The organism is Pseudomonas sp. 67(2021), from assembly GCF_017491835.1.
GTDB lineage: Bacteria > Pseudomonadota > Gammaproteobacteria > Pseudomonadales > Pseudomonadaceae > Aquipseudomonas > Aquipseudomonas atacamensis.
Genome location: NZ_JAFGYL010000024.1, coordinates 17,197 through 33,200 on the forward strand (window position 1 = coordinate 17,197; position 16,004 = coordinate 33,200).

Below are 16,004 nucleotides of genomic sequence, written 5' to 3' on the forward strand. Positions count from 1 at the left end.
TATAAAGTGCGACTACAACAACAAGAAGAGCACTCTGTTTGGTTTTCCCTCCCTGATTCAATAAAAGCTTCCCTGCCTCCACCCTTCAACAGTAACAAATACGTCCCCGCTTTTTCATCCCCCGCTCTACGACCTTTTCTAACAACCTTCTATTTAAATATTAAAAAGTTGGCATTGTGCCATCTTGTTAGAACTCGTCAGACACCATTCCCGGCAATAACTTAGTCTATTGGCTGACGACAGTTCGGCTCTCGATGTTGTTACCTCAAGACACTCGCTAAAACAAAAACAATAAGTCTGCATAACAACTCGGCTTTCAACTGTTGAAACCTGAATGGACGTCTTTTGGGGATATCGTATGGATCTTTCTCTCAGTATTAATCGAAGCACGGGCCTCAAGGGACTGACCTTTTGGGGCCAATGGGCGCTGGCACAGGCTTTCGTTGTGACACTGCTGTTCATTCTCGCTGAACAGCACACCGGCACCGTCGCGTTCTACTACCGAATGTGCGCCACCCTCGCCGTCCTGGCTTCGGTGCCGGCTTACACATTCAGCGGCGTTTATCGCAAACGCGACAACTACCTGACCGGCCTCGGCCGCTTGTTCATGGGCTGGTCGATGACCATGGCCGCGCTGGCGTGCATCGCGTTTGTCTGCCAGGCCGATGAGCTGTTTTCCCGTCAGGTGATTCTCAGCTGGGCGGTGTATGGCTTCCTCGGTCAGGCGTTCCTCTACGCGCCGCTGCATGCGTTTTCCAAGTACTACCAGCGTTCGCGTAAAAGCGAACACCGGACGTTGATCGTCGGTACTGGCGAACTGGCGTTGGGCCTGGCGAAGAAACTCAGCCAACTGGAAAACCTGCCGCTGATTGGTCTGGTCAGCAACGGTGACAAACCGGTCCTCGCTTCCGACGCACCGCGTGTCGTTGGCGCTCAGGACGAGTTGCTCGAGCTGATCGAAGCCCACGACATTCGTCGCCTCTACATTACCCTGCCGCTGTGCGAAGCCGCGAAGATCGAAGCGATGTATGTCGATTTGCTCGGGGCCAACGTCGATGTGGTGTGGGTGCCGGACTTGAACAGCCTGACCCTGCTCAATCATTCGGTGAAAGTCGTGGACGGCCTGCCGGCGATTTACCTGAACGAAAGCCCGCTGACCAGCCGCCCCACCGCTGCCCTGAGCAAGAGTCTGGTTGAGAAAACCGTGGCATTCCTGGCGATCATCGCGCTCAGTCCGCTGCTGTTGATCATCGCTCTGGCGGTGAAAATCAACTCTCCCGGCCCGGTATTTTTCAAGCAGGACCGCCATGGCTGGAACGGCAAGGTGATCAAGGTCTGGAAATTCCGCTCGATGCGTGTCCACGATGACCGCGAAGTCAAACAGGCCAGCCGCAATGACTCGCGCATTACCGCAGTAGGCCGTTTTATTCGCCGCACTTCGCTGGACGAGTTGCCGCAACTGTTCAACGTGTTGCAGGGGCATATGGCGCTGGTGGGTCCACGGCCGCATGCGGTGGCGCACAACAATTACTACTCGGGCAAGATCCTCGCTTACATGGCGCGTCACCGAATCAAACCGGGCATCACTGGCCTGGCACAGATCAGCGGCTGCCGCGGCGAGACCGACACCATCGACAAGATGCAAAAGCGTGTCGAGATCGACCTGCAGTACATCAACAGCTGGTCGTTGTGGCTGGATCTGAAGATCCTGGTGAAGACGCCGTTTACGTTGTTGTCGAAGGATATTTACTGAGGTTTAGCGCTGCAGATCACAAGGGGACGAAAGTCCCCTTTTTTGTGGGCGGGATTTGGGTAACCAGTATCGACTACAGGTGCGCCCCCGTGGGAGCGAGCCTGCTCGCGAAAGCGGTGTGTCAGGCACTGGAGATATTGGATGTGCCGGACCATTCGCGAGCAAGCTCGCTCCCACAGGGATTCGGGTGATGACCAGGATGTGTGGCGTGACGCCGATCAAGTGTAGGAGTGAGCCTGCTCGCGAAAGCGGTGTGTCAGGCGATGGCGATGTTGAATGTGTCGGCGCCTTCGCGAGCAGGCTCGCTCCCACAGGGATCAGGGTTAGGGTCGAAAACTGTGCTGTAACACAACACCCTGTGGGAGCGAGCCTGCTCGCGAAAGCGTTGTGTCAGGCACTGAAGATGTTGGATGTGCCGGGCCATTCGCGAGCAGGCTCGCTCTCACAGACCAGCGCTTACTCGGTAATCTTCTCGAAGTTGCGGTAGAACATGTCACCTTCCCGGCTATCCGTCATCGAGTGCAGTTGATAGCTGCGGCTCAGTCTGGCGCCGCCATCTCGGGTCAGTGGCGCCCAGACCAAATTGGCGCGGCGCATGGTCGACATGCTCATCATTTCGTCGAACGGGATCGACAGGTACAGGCCCTTGTCGAAACTACCTTCGCCATATTCGGCGCTACTGGCCGTGGTGATGGTTGCCCAGGCACCGACGCGCACGCCGTTAAAAAACTCGCGCGAGATGTCCACGGTCGTGCCCCAGTCTCCGGCCAGATAGCGACCAACACTGACCGCCGCCAGCGTGTCGAACGGCAGATCGGTATAGCCGGTGATATGCCCGGTCACGACCGAGTAATCGCGCAAGGCAAAGCCCTGATCGAAATCACGTTGGCGCACCCAGTTCAGATCCGCGCCCAGCGACCAGCGCTCGCCGGTCGGGCGGAACAACACTTCCGCACCGACGCCGGCAAACATCGATTCCAGATAACCGCCATAAACCATGCCGTAGAGATCCTTATCCAACTGCTCGGCATGGCTGAGCTGAAACAACGGCATGGTCGTGTTTGACGTCGTCAGGTACTGGCGCAAATCCGTGCGCACGCGAGGCAATCCGCTCGGCGCGTCATAGACGAATTTGTCGAAGTTGTTGACCAGGTTGGCGCTGAGCAAACCGCTCCACCAGGTGTTGCGGTTGAAGCGATATTCAGCGTCCGCATCAGCACTGAATTGATAGAGCAAACCATCCGGGCCGCCGACGTTTTGCTTGAAGCCCAGACCCACGCCATAGCTGAAATGCTGCGGCGCTTCGGTGTAGAGGGTCTTCTCGTTGTGCGGCATCGCCGGGTTGATTTCGGTGGTGCGGTGCAGCGCCTCCAAGGGTTCTTCGTTGTTGATCACTTCGCGGAAGGTCTGGCGCGGCAGGCTGGTTTCTTCCAGCGGCAAGTCGTAGCGCTTGTTGACCACGGTGAACCAGTCGATGTCGTCGTTGACGCTGTTGTCGAGAATCCGGCTCGCGCGGCCAACGGCTTTGGACGAATGGAAATAACGCTGCTGCTCGCCATAGACGATCAGTTCGGAATCGCGCTGGCTGATGCGCTCGACCTTGTACCCGGCATTCTGCTGCAAACGCCGCGACACATCGGCCCAGTTGACCTGTTCCATCGAGGTCGTCGGCGCCTTCGCCGGCAGCGGTTCGGGGGTCGGATCGTAGGTCTTGGCCGGCGCCTTGCGGCTGACGAAATTGGTGTGAAAGGTCACGCCGAACATCGCCGTGTTGCCCCGTTCCCAGGCAGCGCTCAGGTCGATCGAATCGGTCACCTTGAACACCGCGCCGAGGTTGATCGGCGAGTCCTGTTTGATCTCGTTGTCCTTCGGCTCGTTCTTGTAGTCGTTGCCTTCGAATTCAAGCTTCAAACTCAGCCGATCCCACGGCGTCTGGTAGCTCACGCCACCGAACAGTGAAGGCTTGCCGCGAAAGTACGAGCCGGAGTTGACGTCACCGGTGCCTTCCAGCGCCGGGCGCGTATCGAAGCGATTGCTGACGTAGCCCAGCGGGTTGTCGAAGTCGCCGCGATTACCGATGTAGCCCCAGGCAATGCCGGCGCTGAAGTCGAAATTGTCGAAGCGCTTGTTGGCGACGAAGAATTCGCTGGAGAACAAACCGGTACCACCGATATCTCGAAAGCCCAGCGCCACTTCCGGCGCCCAGTGGCTTTCCTGCCACAGGCGCACTTTGGCGTCGACCGCCTTGTCCTTGTAGCTTTGACTGCCGCTGAGGGCCTCCGAGCCGTACGGCCGGTTGGTGATCGCGGTGTAGCGGAACGAACCTTCGAGCCAGTCCAGCGGTTGCAACGACACGCTGTAGCGGCTGTAGGGATCGGTGCGGTTGGCGTTGACGCTCAGCTCGCCGGCCGGGGCCATGCGCGCCGTCGGCGTCTGCAACAGACCGGCGCCACCGAAGTCATTCTGGGTGATGCGCGGCTCGGCGTGAGCCAGACCGCAGGGCAATAACAACACAGCTGCAAAACGTAACTTCAACGAACCACCTCGGCCAGCTGCGTGGCAATGAATTCGGCCAACTGCTGATTCAATTCAGGAAGAGGCGGATCTAGATCATCATTTTTTATCGGCACCAGAATCCTGCTGCCGGCCACCGGAAACTGCCCGGACTCGCGATTCCAGTGCGCGATGCCGACGCGCCGCGAGACGCCGTTGGGCTGGATCAACCACAGGTAATCAGCCTCGGCATCGTCGAGAATCGAGCAGCCTTCGAGATATTCGCGGGCCTCCTGCAATGGCTGGTACGGCAAGTGACATGGCTCGGTGACCGCGCCCAACACCTGCACTTCATCAACCCGTTTCGGATAGATCAGCCGATCGCCGTCATCCAGACGAATGTTGCGCGCGAAGCCGACTTCCACCGCTACCGGATCGAGGTCAGCGATCTGCCGTCCGGTCACTGGCATTTGTCGGACTTCTTCAGCAACGCGCTGTGCCAGTGCCGCGCGGCTTGGCCGATCAAACAGCGTCGCCATGCGTTGCAGCACCTCGAGATCGAACAGCACGCCAACCTTGAGCCGTGTCTGTTCCTCGATCAGCGACTGGCGCAACAAGCCGCCCGCCAGCCAATAACCCTCTGCATTGGGCACGGCTTCGCTGATCACATCGAACAGGCGTCCACCCGGCGGCAATGCGATCGGACCGGGATTGGCGACGTCGCCGGACACGATGACGGCGGCCTGACTCGCCCCTGCGACCAGCAAAAAACCCGCCGCGATTAGGCTTAAGCGCTTCACGGCAGATGCCTGCGGTCAGGAGTCAATTGCACCAGCTTCACGCGCAGTTGCGAGGTCAGTTGTTGCTCGCTCTGCAGAATGAAACCGTCTTGCGGGTCGACCCAGTAACGGTTGGTCGCACTGAGGCCGATGGCTGGCGCGTCGATCTGTTCATCGACGCGCAGCACCGAGTAAGGCTTGTCGAGAATTTCCAGGGTCTCGGTGGAACGGCGCGAAAAGCGGCTGTTGACGATCACGCCGACTTCCTGGCCCTTGTACAGATCAATCCAGCGCCGAGTGGTGAAACCGTCGGCGACGTGATGCAGGCCTTGCTTGAACGGCGAGTCATCAGCCAGCCGCGTGCCATCCAGATCACCTTGCAGGCCGAGGCCGATACTGCGCACGGCGAGGCCATCGCGCAGCAGCAACACCTGCTTGCCGGAGGCGACCCAGAATTCCAGGTCTTCGCGCTCGCGCACCAGCGCCAGTACACCAGAGCCGGATGGCGTGGTCAGTTTCAGTTGCGGGTAGTTGACCCCGGCGACTTCGGCCGCTGTCACATCAACCTCGTCGGGGCCGACGACGGCGGCTTTGAGGTTGTTCAGCGATGCGCTCATCAGCGGGTTACAGCCGCACAGCAACGAGGCCGCCATCAGGCAGACGCCCACTTTCAATAGGTTCACAGTCGGGCGGCCTTATTTGCTGTTGTTGCTGTATTCGCTCCAGTTCTTCGCTGCCGAAGCCCCGGTGCCGACAATCGACGCCGACGGCACCAACTGGCTGATGAAACGGTTCCAGCGCGTAACGTTGGCCGGGCCGACGTAGACGACATCCTGCGGCCGCACCTGAAAGTGCGAGGCCAGCGCCATGGCGGTCGGCGATTCGGCTTCGAGCTGATAGATCTTCGCCGGCTCGACGTCGAGATTTTCCACGCCGCGAATCACGTACACCGCGTTACCGTTGGAACTGGTCTGACTCAGGCCACCGACCGAACCGAGCACGTCGGACAGGTTCATGGTTGCGGTCTTGAAGCTCAGCGCGCGCGGCTGGTTGACTTCGCCCATGACGTAGATGCGCTTGTTGTCGTTGTACGGCAGATACAGCTGATCGCCGCCCTTGAGGTAGACGTTCTGCAGTTCGGAATCCTGCTGATTGAGCGTGTCGAGATTGAGTGGATAGACCCGCCCGTTGCGCGTCAGCAGCAGGCCCGACAAGTCGGCGTTATTAGTGTCGATGCCAGCGGAACCGAGGGCTTCGACCACACTCAGCGGATTGGTCGAAATCGCTTGCGGGCCGGCCTTCGTCACGGCGCCGGTGACCACGACTTTCTGGCTGGCGAAGCGCAGCACCGCGACGTCGACCTGCGGCTCGGCGATGAATGCCGACAAGCGCTGTTCGATGTCCGCGCGCAGTTGCTGGATAGTCCGGCCGGCCGCCTGGACTTCCTTGATGAACGGGTAATACAGCGTGCCATCGGAGCGCACCAGACGGCCGTTGGCATCGATCTGTTGTTGCGCGCCGGAGGGGGCGGTCAGCTCCGGATGATCCCAGACGGTGATGTACAGCACGTCATTGTTGCCGATGCGATATTCCGCCGGCGTCACCAGCAGCTCCGCCGGCAGCGACTCACGCTTCTGCGTGGCGCGGTTCATGGCGATCAGCTTCGGGGTGATCGGAATCAGCTCGACCCGACTGCTTTCGCTGGCACCCTGGCGGGTGATATCGCTGGTGCTCAGGTACTGGCCGGGGGAAAACATGCAACCTTGCAAAGCGAGACTTGCCAACATTAAAAGATAAACACTACGAGTCATAATGGCACTACGCTATTCAAGGGCGAATCCAAAAAACAAAGTCACCCGACTTGCGTCGGGCGACTCTGTACTGCACTAACAAATGTTCCTGTTAGTTATGCGTGCCGGTTGTACCGGTGGTACCCGTCGTACCGGTGGTACCGCCGTTGGCACTGCCACCGCTGTTGGACGCCGCTACAGCACTGGCAACCATTGCAGTACTGGCCGCGGGCGCTTGCGAAGCCGCCACACTGCCACCTACATTGGTTACCGCTGTCAACGGCGCTTCAGCGGCGGCAGCCCAGTTGCTCAACATCGTCAACAGGGCAACTGCCATCACTTTTTTCATAACAACTCCTTTCTAACATTCGAACTGTTAAAAAACAGATCTATGTCAGAGCTGGTAGCTTTCAAGTCCGCAAAGAGCGCGAACAAGATCCGTTGTTCTTTCACAGTCCTGTGCAACTGCTAAAGTCGAACGGCAGGTTTATATCTACGGATTTGCAAATGGCATTGCCAGTGTAATTTCCCGACGTTATCTAACAACCTGACTGAAACTAACATCGGACTAAATGGCCATCATCGCGAATAACCATTGGGATGATTCGATTGCCAGCGCCAAGTGTCGGCGACCATGTCCTGCAAGTTGCGCGTGGCTTTCCAGCCGAGTTCTTTCGCCGCTTTCGAAGCATCGGCAAAACTCTCGGCGATATCACCGGCGCGGCGCGGCATCATCCGGTACGGCACCGGCCGCCCGCAGGCCTGTTCGAACGCATGCAGCACTTGCAGCACGCTGTAGCCATCGCCGGTGCCGAGGTTCCAGGTGTGAATGCCGGTGCGCTCGCTGATCGACTGCAACGCTTTCAAATGCCCGTCCGCCAGATCGACGACATGAATGTAATCGCGCACGCCGGTGCCATCGGCGGTCGGGTAATCGTTACCGAAAATCGACAGCTCACGCAGGCTGCCGACCGCAACCTGGCTGATATACGGCACCAGATTGTTCGGGATGCCGTTGGGGTCTTCGCCCATGTGCCCGCTGGCGTGGGCGCCGATCGGGTTGAAATAGCGCAGCAGCGCAATGCTCCAGCGCGGCTCGGCGAGGCTCAGGTCGCGCAGCACGTTCTCGACGATCAGCTTGGACTGACCGTAGGGATTGGTCGGATTGCCCGTCGGAAAATCCTCGCGAATCGGCATCTCTTCGGGCTCGCCGTACACCGTCGCCGAGGAACTGAACACCAGGCGGAACACCCCCGCCGCTGCCATCGCCTGACACAGAGTGATGCTGCCGCCGACGTTGGTTTCGTAGTATTCGAGCGGCTTGCGCACACTCTCGCCCACGGCTTTGAGCCCGGCGAAATGCAGCACGGCGTCGATCTGATGCTCGCGGAAAATCCGGTCGAGCAGCGGCCGATCGCAGACATCGCCGCGAATCATCCATGCACTTTTGCCGCAAATGGCTTCAACGGCGTGAAGTGCTGCGTCGCTGCTGTTACAAAGATTATCCAGAACGACAACTTCATAACCTGCCTCAAGCAATGCAAGTGTGGTATGCGAGCCGATATAGCCGGCACCACCCGTTACCAGAATCTTCATAGCGCGGTCCGTCATTGAATAAATACCCGGTAGCGTGTCAAGCCATGCCTGGTGGATATGCGGAGCAATTCACACAAACAGGGCGACAACAACCTCAAACAAATTTAGTTCAACCACTGGCAATAATTATTTTTGCCGGTCAAACTGTTTGACGGGTACTTATTAGCACTCCCTGGATACTTATCACTATCGACAGATACCGACTAAAAATAACTTACAACCAAGTAGTCGACATCTCATAACATTAGCGCTTTTTAACAGCGCAACTAATTGCCAGCAACAACCTGACTCGGGTATTAAAGTAAGCCTTCAATAATCATTGAAACTTGCCGCCACTTTCTGGTGCGCAACCGTCGCCTGTGTTCCATGACTGTCCAGGATACTTTTATGATTCGTAAATGTTTGTTCCCCGCTGCCGGCTACGGCACGCGTTTCTTGCCGGCGACCAAAGCCATGCCGAAAGAGATGCTGCCGATCGTCAACAAGCCGTTGATCGAATACGCCGTTGAAGAAGCGCGGGACGCCGGCCTGCAACACATGGCCATCGTCACCGGCCGGGGCAAGCGCGCGCTGGAAGACCACTTCGACATCAGCTACGAACTCGAGCACCAGATCCGTGGCACCGAGAAAGAGAAATTCCTCGCCGGCACCCGCGAGCTGATCGACACCTGCACCTTCTCCTACACCCGTCAGGTGGAAATGAAAGGCCTGGGCCATGCCATTCTCAGCGGTCGCCCATTGATCGGCGACGAACCGTTTGCCGTGGTGCTGGCCGACGACCTGTGCCTGAACCTCGAAGGCGACGGTGTGCTGTCGCAGATGATCCAGCTGTACAGGAAATTCCGCTGCTCGATCGTCGCCATCCAGGAAGTCCCGGCCGACCAGACTCACAAGTACGGGGTGATTGCCGGTGAGCTGATTTCCGAGGGTATCTACCGGGTCAACAACATGGTGGAAAAGCCGGCGCCGCAGGACGCGCCGTCGAACCTGGCGATCATCGGGCGCTACATCCTCACCCCGGACATCTTCGACCTGATTGCCGACACCGAACCGGGCAAGGGCGGCGAAATCCAGATCACCGACGCACTGATGAAACAGGCGCAGAACGGCTGCGTGCTGGCCTACAAATTCAAAGGCCTGCGCTTTGATTGCGGCGATGCCGAGGGTTACTTGCAGGCGACCAACTTCTGCTACGACAACGTGTACCTCAAGGGCCGCTGAGACGGCCCCCCATCACCAGAGGCAGGCAACCATGAACATTGCACAACATTCGACAGAGATTGAACGTGAGGTGGGCAACCTCGGGGTGATGAGCTGGTTGTCGTGCCATCAACCGCTGCCCAGCGCCAACGAGACCTGGCTGGGCACGATTCTGCTGGTGGAGCGGATCGGTGTGTTTCCTGCGTCCGGCGATATTCGCCGGCCGCTGCGCGATCCTTATCCGCTGCTCGCGCACCTGAAGGCGTTGTATGGCGAACAGGCGCTGGAAATGGATGACCGCGATGGCCTGAAAGTGATCTTCAGCGACTGGCGCTTCCGCGTGCGCATCTGCTGCAACGACCCGGCGATCATCATTAACGTCGAGACCCGTTGTGATGCGCGGTTGATGCCGCGCAAGCTCGACGAACTGCTGGGGCTCATCGACGCCTTCAAGCACGACGCCTGATCACCTGGGCTTCACGCCGATCCATTGTGGGAGCGAGCCTGCTCGCGAAAGCGGTGGCACAGTCAGCATTTTGGTATTGATCGTTCCCACGCTCCGCGTGGGAATGCATCCAGTGACGCTCTGCGTCACGCTGCGGAGGGACGCGGAGCGTCCCGGGCGGCATTCCCACGCGGAGCGTGGGAACGATCATGGTGGCGAGTCGTCGCAACCGGTACTCGTACCCGTTATCCAGCGATAAAAATAATCGGCAATCACCTTCCCGCCCGTGGCCGGCAACGGATGAATCTTGTCAGGGCCGATCATCGCGCTGGCGTAGCGTTTGACGTCGGGGCCGAACGCGCATTGCAGGTTGGCAAAACCGAGCTGCTGCTCCCGCGCCCACGGCTCGAGCACCTGCGCATAGGCCGACATCGGATAAGCACTGGAGCGCGTGGTGTCCTGACGCATGATCAGGTTGATGCTCGCCGCCGGCTGAATCTCGCGCAGCATGCTCACCAGGCCCTGAACGTTTTGCAGGTACTGCGCAGGTTTGACGCCGAAGCCCTGATCGTTGCCGCCGAGCATGATCAGGTAAACATCGGCCGGGATCTTCGACACCACGGCTTTCCACTGCGCCTGCCACTGTGGATCGGCGTGATAGAAATCCGCGGATGCCGCGCCGGAGGCCGCCAGTTTCGACACCCGAATGCCCTTCTCATCATTCGTCATCCAAAGGCCGAACAACGTGGGCGCGCCCTTCACCACTTCCAGTCTGAATGACCAGTCTGCGGCTGATGGAACGCCCGCTAGCGCGACTTCCTGAACGCCCGAGCCTGCGAGTTTCAACGGTTGCCAGGCTTGCGCGGGCGACCAGCGATAGCGCAGCTCGTCGGCTTCGCCGTTGCCCAGATACAACAGTTTCGCCTGAGTGACCGTGGTATCGATGCGCGGCGAAGGACTGGCATCGACTTGCAACCAGGCGCCCGGCTTGCCGCTGATCGTGCGACTGTCCGGGCTGGCCTGGCCCAGCTCGGAAACCTTCCAGCCGCCGCCGAAGTATTTGTCGCTGCTGCGGGTGTATTTGAAGTGCGTGCCGCCCAGCGCCGCGCCGTGGTTGAAACCGACGTAACCGGGGCCGGCGAAACCCGCTTCGGCGGCCACTCGCTGCACCAGTTTGTTCAGATAGAAATCCTGCCCGGCGGTGTAGCTGTCGCCGATCACCGAAACCGCCAGCACCTTGCCGGCCTTGCCCTCGCGCCACTGCGCAAAGCGCTGGCGGGCATCGTCTATCGTGATGGCCGAAGTGGCGACGGGTTGAGGGGCGTCTACTGGCATCATTGAATATTTTCCTTTGTCCGGGATGGCCCCTTCGCGAGCAGGCTCGCTCCCACAAAAGACCTTGTGCAATTCACACAACCTCTGTGGGAGCGAGCCTGCTCGCGAAGCTTTCAGCTGTTCTGCGTCTGCACCACCGGAGCGACAATCACCGGTGCTTTTTTCTTCGCCGCGCGCTCGCCAAGGAACAACACCGAGGTGAAATTGAACCGGCTGAACACCATCGCCAACAGCACCGGCCCGAGCAATCCACAACTCAGACCACCCAGCACCAACAAGCTCTCATCCTTCACGCCGAGGCGCCCAAGGACAAACCGCGAGGTCGCGGCAAACAGCACATGAAAAAGGAAAATCGCATAGGAATACCCGCCGAGCCAGGTCAGCGCTTTCGAGCGCATGTCACTCGACAGCAACGCGATGCAAGACACACAACCCACCGTCAAACCAATCAGGCTGCGGCGATCGACAATCAGCTCACGATCGATCGCCGCGACGTACAACAGCGTCAGCGAGATCAGCACAAACAGCAGCGGCCCGATCACTTTGAAACGCTGCTTCAAAACATCGACATTTTCCTGACCGATCATCCCTGCAACAAAAAACGGCAGCAGGTAAATCGCACCGTTGATACCGAACGCATCCAGCGGCAACGGTGGCAGCAGGAACAACACCGCAGCAAACGCAAACAAGCCATACAGCCGCGTCGCCGAACGCAGCAGGCCGCGCCATTCCAGCAAGCCGACGAAGATGAAAATGCTGAACACCGCTTGCAGGAACCAGAAGTGGTTGATCGGCACCCAGAACGACAACAACGCGTCGATCACGCCGACGTCCTTGTTCACCCCCGGCCCCACCGCTTGCAGCACCGAGAACGGCACGCCGACGCAGAACAGCGGCACGATCAGCCGCCGCACCTTGCCGGCAAAGAACGCGGAAAAGTCATTGCCGCGAATCTTGTAGATCGAATAGATGTAGCCGGAGATGAACGTGAACAGCGGCATGCGCACGTACACCATCGAGTCGGCGATGACCCGGAACGGCGAGCCGATGTCGATCTTCAAGCCGCCGCCCAGCGGGCCGATGACGTGATAGAGCACCAGCAGCAGGCACGCCAGGCCGCGCAGGGTTTCGATCTCCAGGGATTTTTTCTTGCTCGACATAGAGCACCTGCCTTAAGTGAGAATTCTTGATTCGACCTGCACCGGTTTGTTCGCGCGCAGCATCAAGCCCAGGCCGACGAACAACACCGGCACCACCATCGAGAAGTGGCGGGCGAAGGAGCCGAAGTCCGGCTCGAACAAGCCTTGCACCAACAGAAACGCCAGCGGAATCGCGATCAGTTCCTTGGGTTTGGTCTGGATCGGCGCGCCCTTGTAGTCGGTCGAAGTGATGACTTTGAACAGCAGCAGCGCGGTCATGATCATCAGCGCAACGAAGATCACCTGCCCCGGCCCGGACAGCAGAATCAGCTCAACCGGGAACGACAGGCGGAAGAAAATGATCATCGAGTCCAGCGCCTGGGAGACGAAGTCGCTGCCGCTGAGCCACGAGACGATCAGCGACTTCGAGCCCTCCTCGCCCGCCGTGCGCAGCTCGTTGTTGCTCGCGCGGATCGATGACACCGGAAAGCCCAGCGCCAGCTGAATGGCCATGGCCACCGCCAGATAAAACAGGAACAGCATCAGAAAGAAGGTGAAGCGCGAAACGTACTTTTTCATCACGCAGACGCCGACCCACGACAGCGTAAACAGGATCCAGTACGGCCGGATCAGCACACCGTAAATCACCGCCGAGAGGAAAAAACCGCCGCGATATTTGCGCGTCAATGCGCTGAGCAGAATGCTCAACACCGCCACCGACACGATGATTTCCTTGGTCAGGTTCTCAAGGAAAAACGAGCGCACGATGCCCCACAGGCACAGGGTGCCGAAAATGGTCAACGGCATGCGCCGGAACACCACTACCGGAATTGCGGTGAGGAAGAAATTGCAGAACATGCCGTAGGCCCAGGCGTTGGTCAGGTTGATCCCGGTGGGCCGCAGCAGGAACGCCGAACACTCGTAGGACGAGCGATCCGGCGAGAACGGGTTCCAGAAATTGCAGTTGTCGGCGCGCGCATACGACGACCACAACGTCATCGCATCCGGACCCGGATCACGCGGCACCAGCAACGGCATCGCCACTGACAGAAACAGCCCGGTGAACAGGATCAGAAAGGAAATCGACGAATCGAATTTGCGCCCACGAAACTCGATGCGCGGCAATTTCAGGCCCATGACAGCGCAGCCTTTTTCGCGCCGGTGACACGGGTCAACACTGCAATCACACTGAGCTGCATGACGATGGCGAAAACGTTGCCCCACGCCGCGCCGTAGATCGAGTAATGCTTGATCAGCACATAGCTGACAGGCACCGAAATCAGCAGGCAGAGCGCCGCGCTGGCCAGCGACACCCGGCTGTTTTTCGAGGCAATCAAACCGCCCCAGACAATGTCGCCAATCGCCCGCAAGGCGAAGGAAAAAATCAGCACCGCGAGGAGCGCGTTATCCGGACGCGGCACGCTGGCGGCGACGTAATCGAGCAGCACATTGAAAAACACATAGATCGCCACGGCCACAACGGCGGAAACCACCAGCGAGCGCATCACCCATTTGTTGACGAACAGTTGCCTGACCGTGAACGCCTGCTGATCGGCCTGGAAACGCTTGGCCAACACCGGAATGCCGACCACTGCCACCACCGCATACGACAACGCCTGCAAAGTGTTGGCCGCCGACCACGCATACACATATTTACCGAGGCTGGCGTAGGGCTCGAGGTCGATGATCAGAAAGCGCTCGGCGTACTGACTCAGGGCGATCAGACCGGTGCCGAGATAGAACGGCAACCCGGCCTTCCAAACCGTCGCGGTGTCCAGCGGCGCGGCTTCGCGGCCCTTGTGCACGTTCACCACGATCAAATAACCGGCGATGATCACCAGCACGTTGGCGGCGACCCACAGCCACAACACACTGGCGATGCCCGCGACCCAGCCGAGCACCATGCCGCCCACCGCCAACACCGCCCAGAGGCCGGTCTTGATGAAGAACAGCAGAGCTCCGGCGGTGGCTTTCTGCGCAGAAAACACGAAGGAATTGATTTCGAACGACAGATGTTCGGTGAGCAGTACCAGGGTCACGCAAAGGATCAACGTGGCGGTTGCTTCTACCGATTGGAACAGCGAATAGATCAGTACCGTCAGCACCGACAACAACAGCCCCACCGCCAGATACAGCAGCAAAACCTTGTCGACCACCCGCCGCGAACTGCCGCCGACGCTGATCAGCCGGTTGATCTCGGAACTGAAGCCGACGCTGTAGAACTTCGATGCGATCAACGACGCCGCGACCACCACACCATAAAAACCCAGCGCCTCGTAACCGAGGTAATGGGTGATGGCCAACACCAGCAAGAACTTCGCGCCCAAGGCTCCGCCGCGAAGCAACAGCCGAAATATCATCGAACGACACCCTTGATGATTTCGTCCATGGCCACGGTTTTCGCTTCGATTTCGCGGCAGGTGTCGGTCAGGCGCTTGCCGAAATCCGCCAAGGCATTGGGCGCGTAAACGGTGTTGATGATGGTGTCGACGTCGATGTCGCCGCCGTTGATCACCCAGTCCTCGACGCCCATGTCCTGATAGGCGCCAAAGCCTTTGCGCTCGTAGCTGATGTGATACGCCGGCACGCCGGAGAGCAGCGATTCGATGGCGCCGTGCAGACGCACCGAGATCACCAGGTCCGGTTGGTACTTGGCAATGGTTGCCTTCAGCGACAGCAGATCTTCGTTGATGCCCAGCTCGCGGTAGAACGCGCCGTCATCGTTGCCACGTACGGCGCTTTGCACGGCGCAGACCACTTTGCTTTTGTTCTTCAGACGCTGCAGCAGCAGTTTCAGATTGGCCACGTAGGCGACCTTCTTCTCTTTGCTCCACTCCGGGGGCTTGCGCAGCACCACGCAGACTGTCGCCGGCGAGGCGGCGCAGCGGGTGAATTTCGGTTGCTGAAGAATCTTGCTCGCCAGCGACTGCACCGCCAGATCCGGCGCGCGGTAGACGTTTTCGCAAGCATCGAAGATGGCCGAGGAGCGGTTGTCGCGAACGAACACCGCATCGGCGCTGGCGTAGTGTTCGACGATCTTGCTGCTCTCGCCGTGGAACGGGCCGATGCTCTGCGGCAGGTACACCGACGGCACTTTGCTGAGAATCGCGGTTTCCAATTGCTTGGCGTGGCCGAGCTTCAGCTTGATGTGCTCGAAGGCGCTTTTCGAACGCATGTAACCGCCGCCAACGCCGACGATCAGATCGGTCTTCTTCAGCAGATCAGCGAGCCCGGCGTAGGACTGATTGAGAAACACCGCTTGCTTGACCCGCCCCAGACCCTTGGCAGCCATCACCGGCGCATTGAAACGCGGGTGCGGCAGGTAGTTGAACGACTCAGGGTCGGACGCCACGACACTGATCGCGGTGTCGTCACCGAAGTTACGCTGCACCAGAGCAATGGCCAGATCGACGAGCAAACCGTCACCGGAGTTGGACGCACTGTAGCCATGCAAAATCGTTACGTTCATAAGCT

The 16,004-nt window shown here is 59.1% G+C and carries 14 protein-coding genes and 1 pseudogene; 3 read left to right on the top strand and 12 right to left on the bottom strand.

Annotation, left to right across the window (positions count from 1 at the left end; genetic code table 11):
- Positions 1-358: 358 nt before the first annotated feature.
- Positions 359-1,753 carry an undecaprenyl-phosphate glucose phosphotransferase gene (locus J5M66_RS23200; protein WP_016775452.1) on the top strand — a complete coding sequence of 465 codons (1,395 nt, stop codon included), beginning with the start codon at positions 359-361 and terminating at the stop codon, positions 1,751-1,753.
- Between the two features lie 228 nt (positions 1,754-1,981).
- Here J5M66_RS23200 and J5M66_RS27250 read toward each other — a convergent pair.
- The 7 genes and pseudogenes from J5M66_RS27250 to galE form a co-directional block, all read right to left on the bottom strand.
- Positions 1,982-2,074, bottom strand: a pseudogene (locus J5M66_RS27250) (metal ABC transporter ATP-binding protein); the annotation flags it as partial.
- A 135-nt stretch (positions 2,075-2,209) separates the two neighbouring features.
- Positions 2,210-4,288 (bottom strand): YjbH domain-containing protein, encoded by a 2,079-nt coding sequence (locus J5M66_RS23205; RefSeq protein WP_016775453.1) that lies wholly within the window; start codon positions 4,286-4,288, stop codon positions 2,210-2,212.
- Positions 4,285-5,046, bottom strand: a complete 762-nt coding sequence (locus J5M66_RS23210; protein ID WP_207809366.1) for a capsule biosynthesis GfcC family protein — start codon at positions 5,044-5,046, stop codon at positions 4,285-4,287. The genes J5M66_RS23205 and J5M66_RS23210 overlap by 4 nt, the downstream gene beginning before the upstream one ends.
- Positions 5,043-5,708: a YjbF family lipoprotein gene (locus J5M66_RS23215; RefSeq protein ID WP_207809365.1), complete on the bottom strand. Its 666-nt coding sequence runs from the start codon at positions 5,706-5,708 to the stop codon at positions 5,043-5,045. Before J5M66_RS23215 ends, J5M66_RS23210 begins: the two co-directional genes overlap by 4 nt.
- A 12-nt stretch (positions 5,709-5,720) precedes the next feature.
- Positions 5,721-6,836 (bottom strand): polysaccharide biosynthesis/export family protein, encoded by a 1,116-nt coding sequence (locus J5M66_RS23220; RefSeq protein WP_177180896.1) that lies wholly within the window; start codon positions 6,834-6,836, stop codon positions 5,721-5,723.
- 91 nt (positions 6,837-6,927) lie between these two features.
- Positions 6,928-7,164 carry a hypothetical protein gene (locus tag J5M66_RS23225; RefSeq protein WP_016775457.1) on the bottom strand — a complete coding sequence of 79 codons (237 nt, stop codon included), beginning with the start codon at positions 7,162-7,164 and terminating at the stop codon, positions 6,928-6,930.
- Between the two features lie 230 nt (positions 7,165-7,394).
- Positions 7,395-8,411, bottom strand: coding sequence for a UDP-glucose 4-epimerase GalE (gene galE, locus J5M66_RS23230; protein ID WP_016775458.1), 1,017 nt, complete (start codon positions 8,409-8,411; stop codon positions 7,395-7,397).
- 387 nt (positions 8,412-8,798) lie between these two features.
- Between galE and galU the strand changes: the two genes are divergently transcribed.
- Positions 8,799-9,632: a UTP--glucose-1-phosphate uridylyltransferase GalU gene (gene galU / locus J5M66_RS23235; protein WP_041477294.1), complete on the top strand. Its 834-nt coding sequence runs from the start codon at positions 8,799-8,801 to the stop codon at positions 9,630-9,632.
- Positions 9,633-9,663: 31 nt separating this feature from the next.
- Positions 9,664-10,077 carry a mannose-1-phosphate guanylyltransferase gene (locus J5M66_RS23240; RefSeq protein WP_207809363.1) on the top strand — a complete coding sequence of 138 codons (414 nt, stop codon included), beginning with the start codon at positions 9,664-9,666 and terminating at the stop codon, positions 10,075-10,077.
- A 186-nt stretch (positions 10,078-10,263) separates the two neighbouring features.
- Here the strand turns inward: J5M66_RS23240 and J5M66_RS23245 are convergent, their stop codons facing one another.
- From J5M66_RS23245 to J5M66_RS23265, 5 genes are all read right to left on the bottom strand, one after another.
- Positions 10,264-11,394, bottom strand: a complete 1,131-nt coding sequence (locus tag J5M66_RS23245) for a GDSL-type esterase/lipase family protein (RefSeq protein ID WP_207809361.1) — start codon at positions 11,392-11,394, stop codon at positions 10,264-10,266.
- 110 nt (positions 11,395-11,504) lie between these two features.
- On the bottom strand, positions 11,505-12,551 hold the full coding sequence (locus tag J5M66_RS23250) for an acyltransferase (protein WP_024013615.1): 1,047 nt from the start codon (positions 12,549-12,551) through the stop codon (positions 11,505-11,507).
- 12 nt (positions 12,552-12,563) lie between these two features.
- Positions 12,564-13,667 carry a hypothetical protein gene (locus J5M66_RS23255; protein ID WP_207809359.1) on the bottom strand — a complete coding sequence of 368 codons (1,104 nt, stop codon included), beginning with the start codon at positions 13,665-13,667 and terminating at the stop codon, positions 12,564-12,566.
- Complete coding sequence (locus tag J5M66_RS23260; protein ID WP_207809358.1) at positions 13,658-14,890, bottom strand: oligosaccharide flippase family protein; 1,233 nt, start codon at positions 14,888-14,890, stop codon at positions 13,658-13,660. Before J5M66_RS23260 ends, J5M66_RS23255 begins: the two co-directional genes overlap by 10 nt.
- Complete coding sequence (locus tag J5M66_RS23265) at positions 14,887-15,999, bottom strand: polysaccharide pyruvyl transferase family protein (protein WP_206421827.1); 1,113 nt, start codon at positions 15,997-15,999, stop codon at positions 14,887-14,889. The genes J5M66_RS23260 and J5M66_RS23265 overlap by 4 nt, the downstream gene beginning before the upstream one ends.
- Positions 16,000-16,004 lie beyond the last annotated feature (5 nt).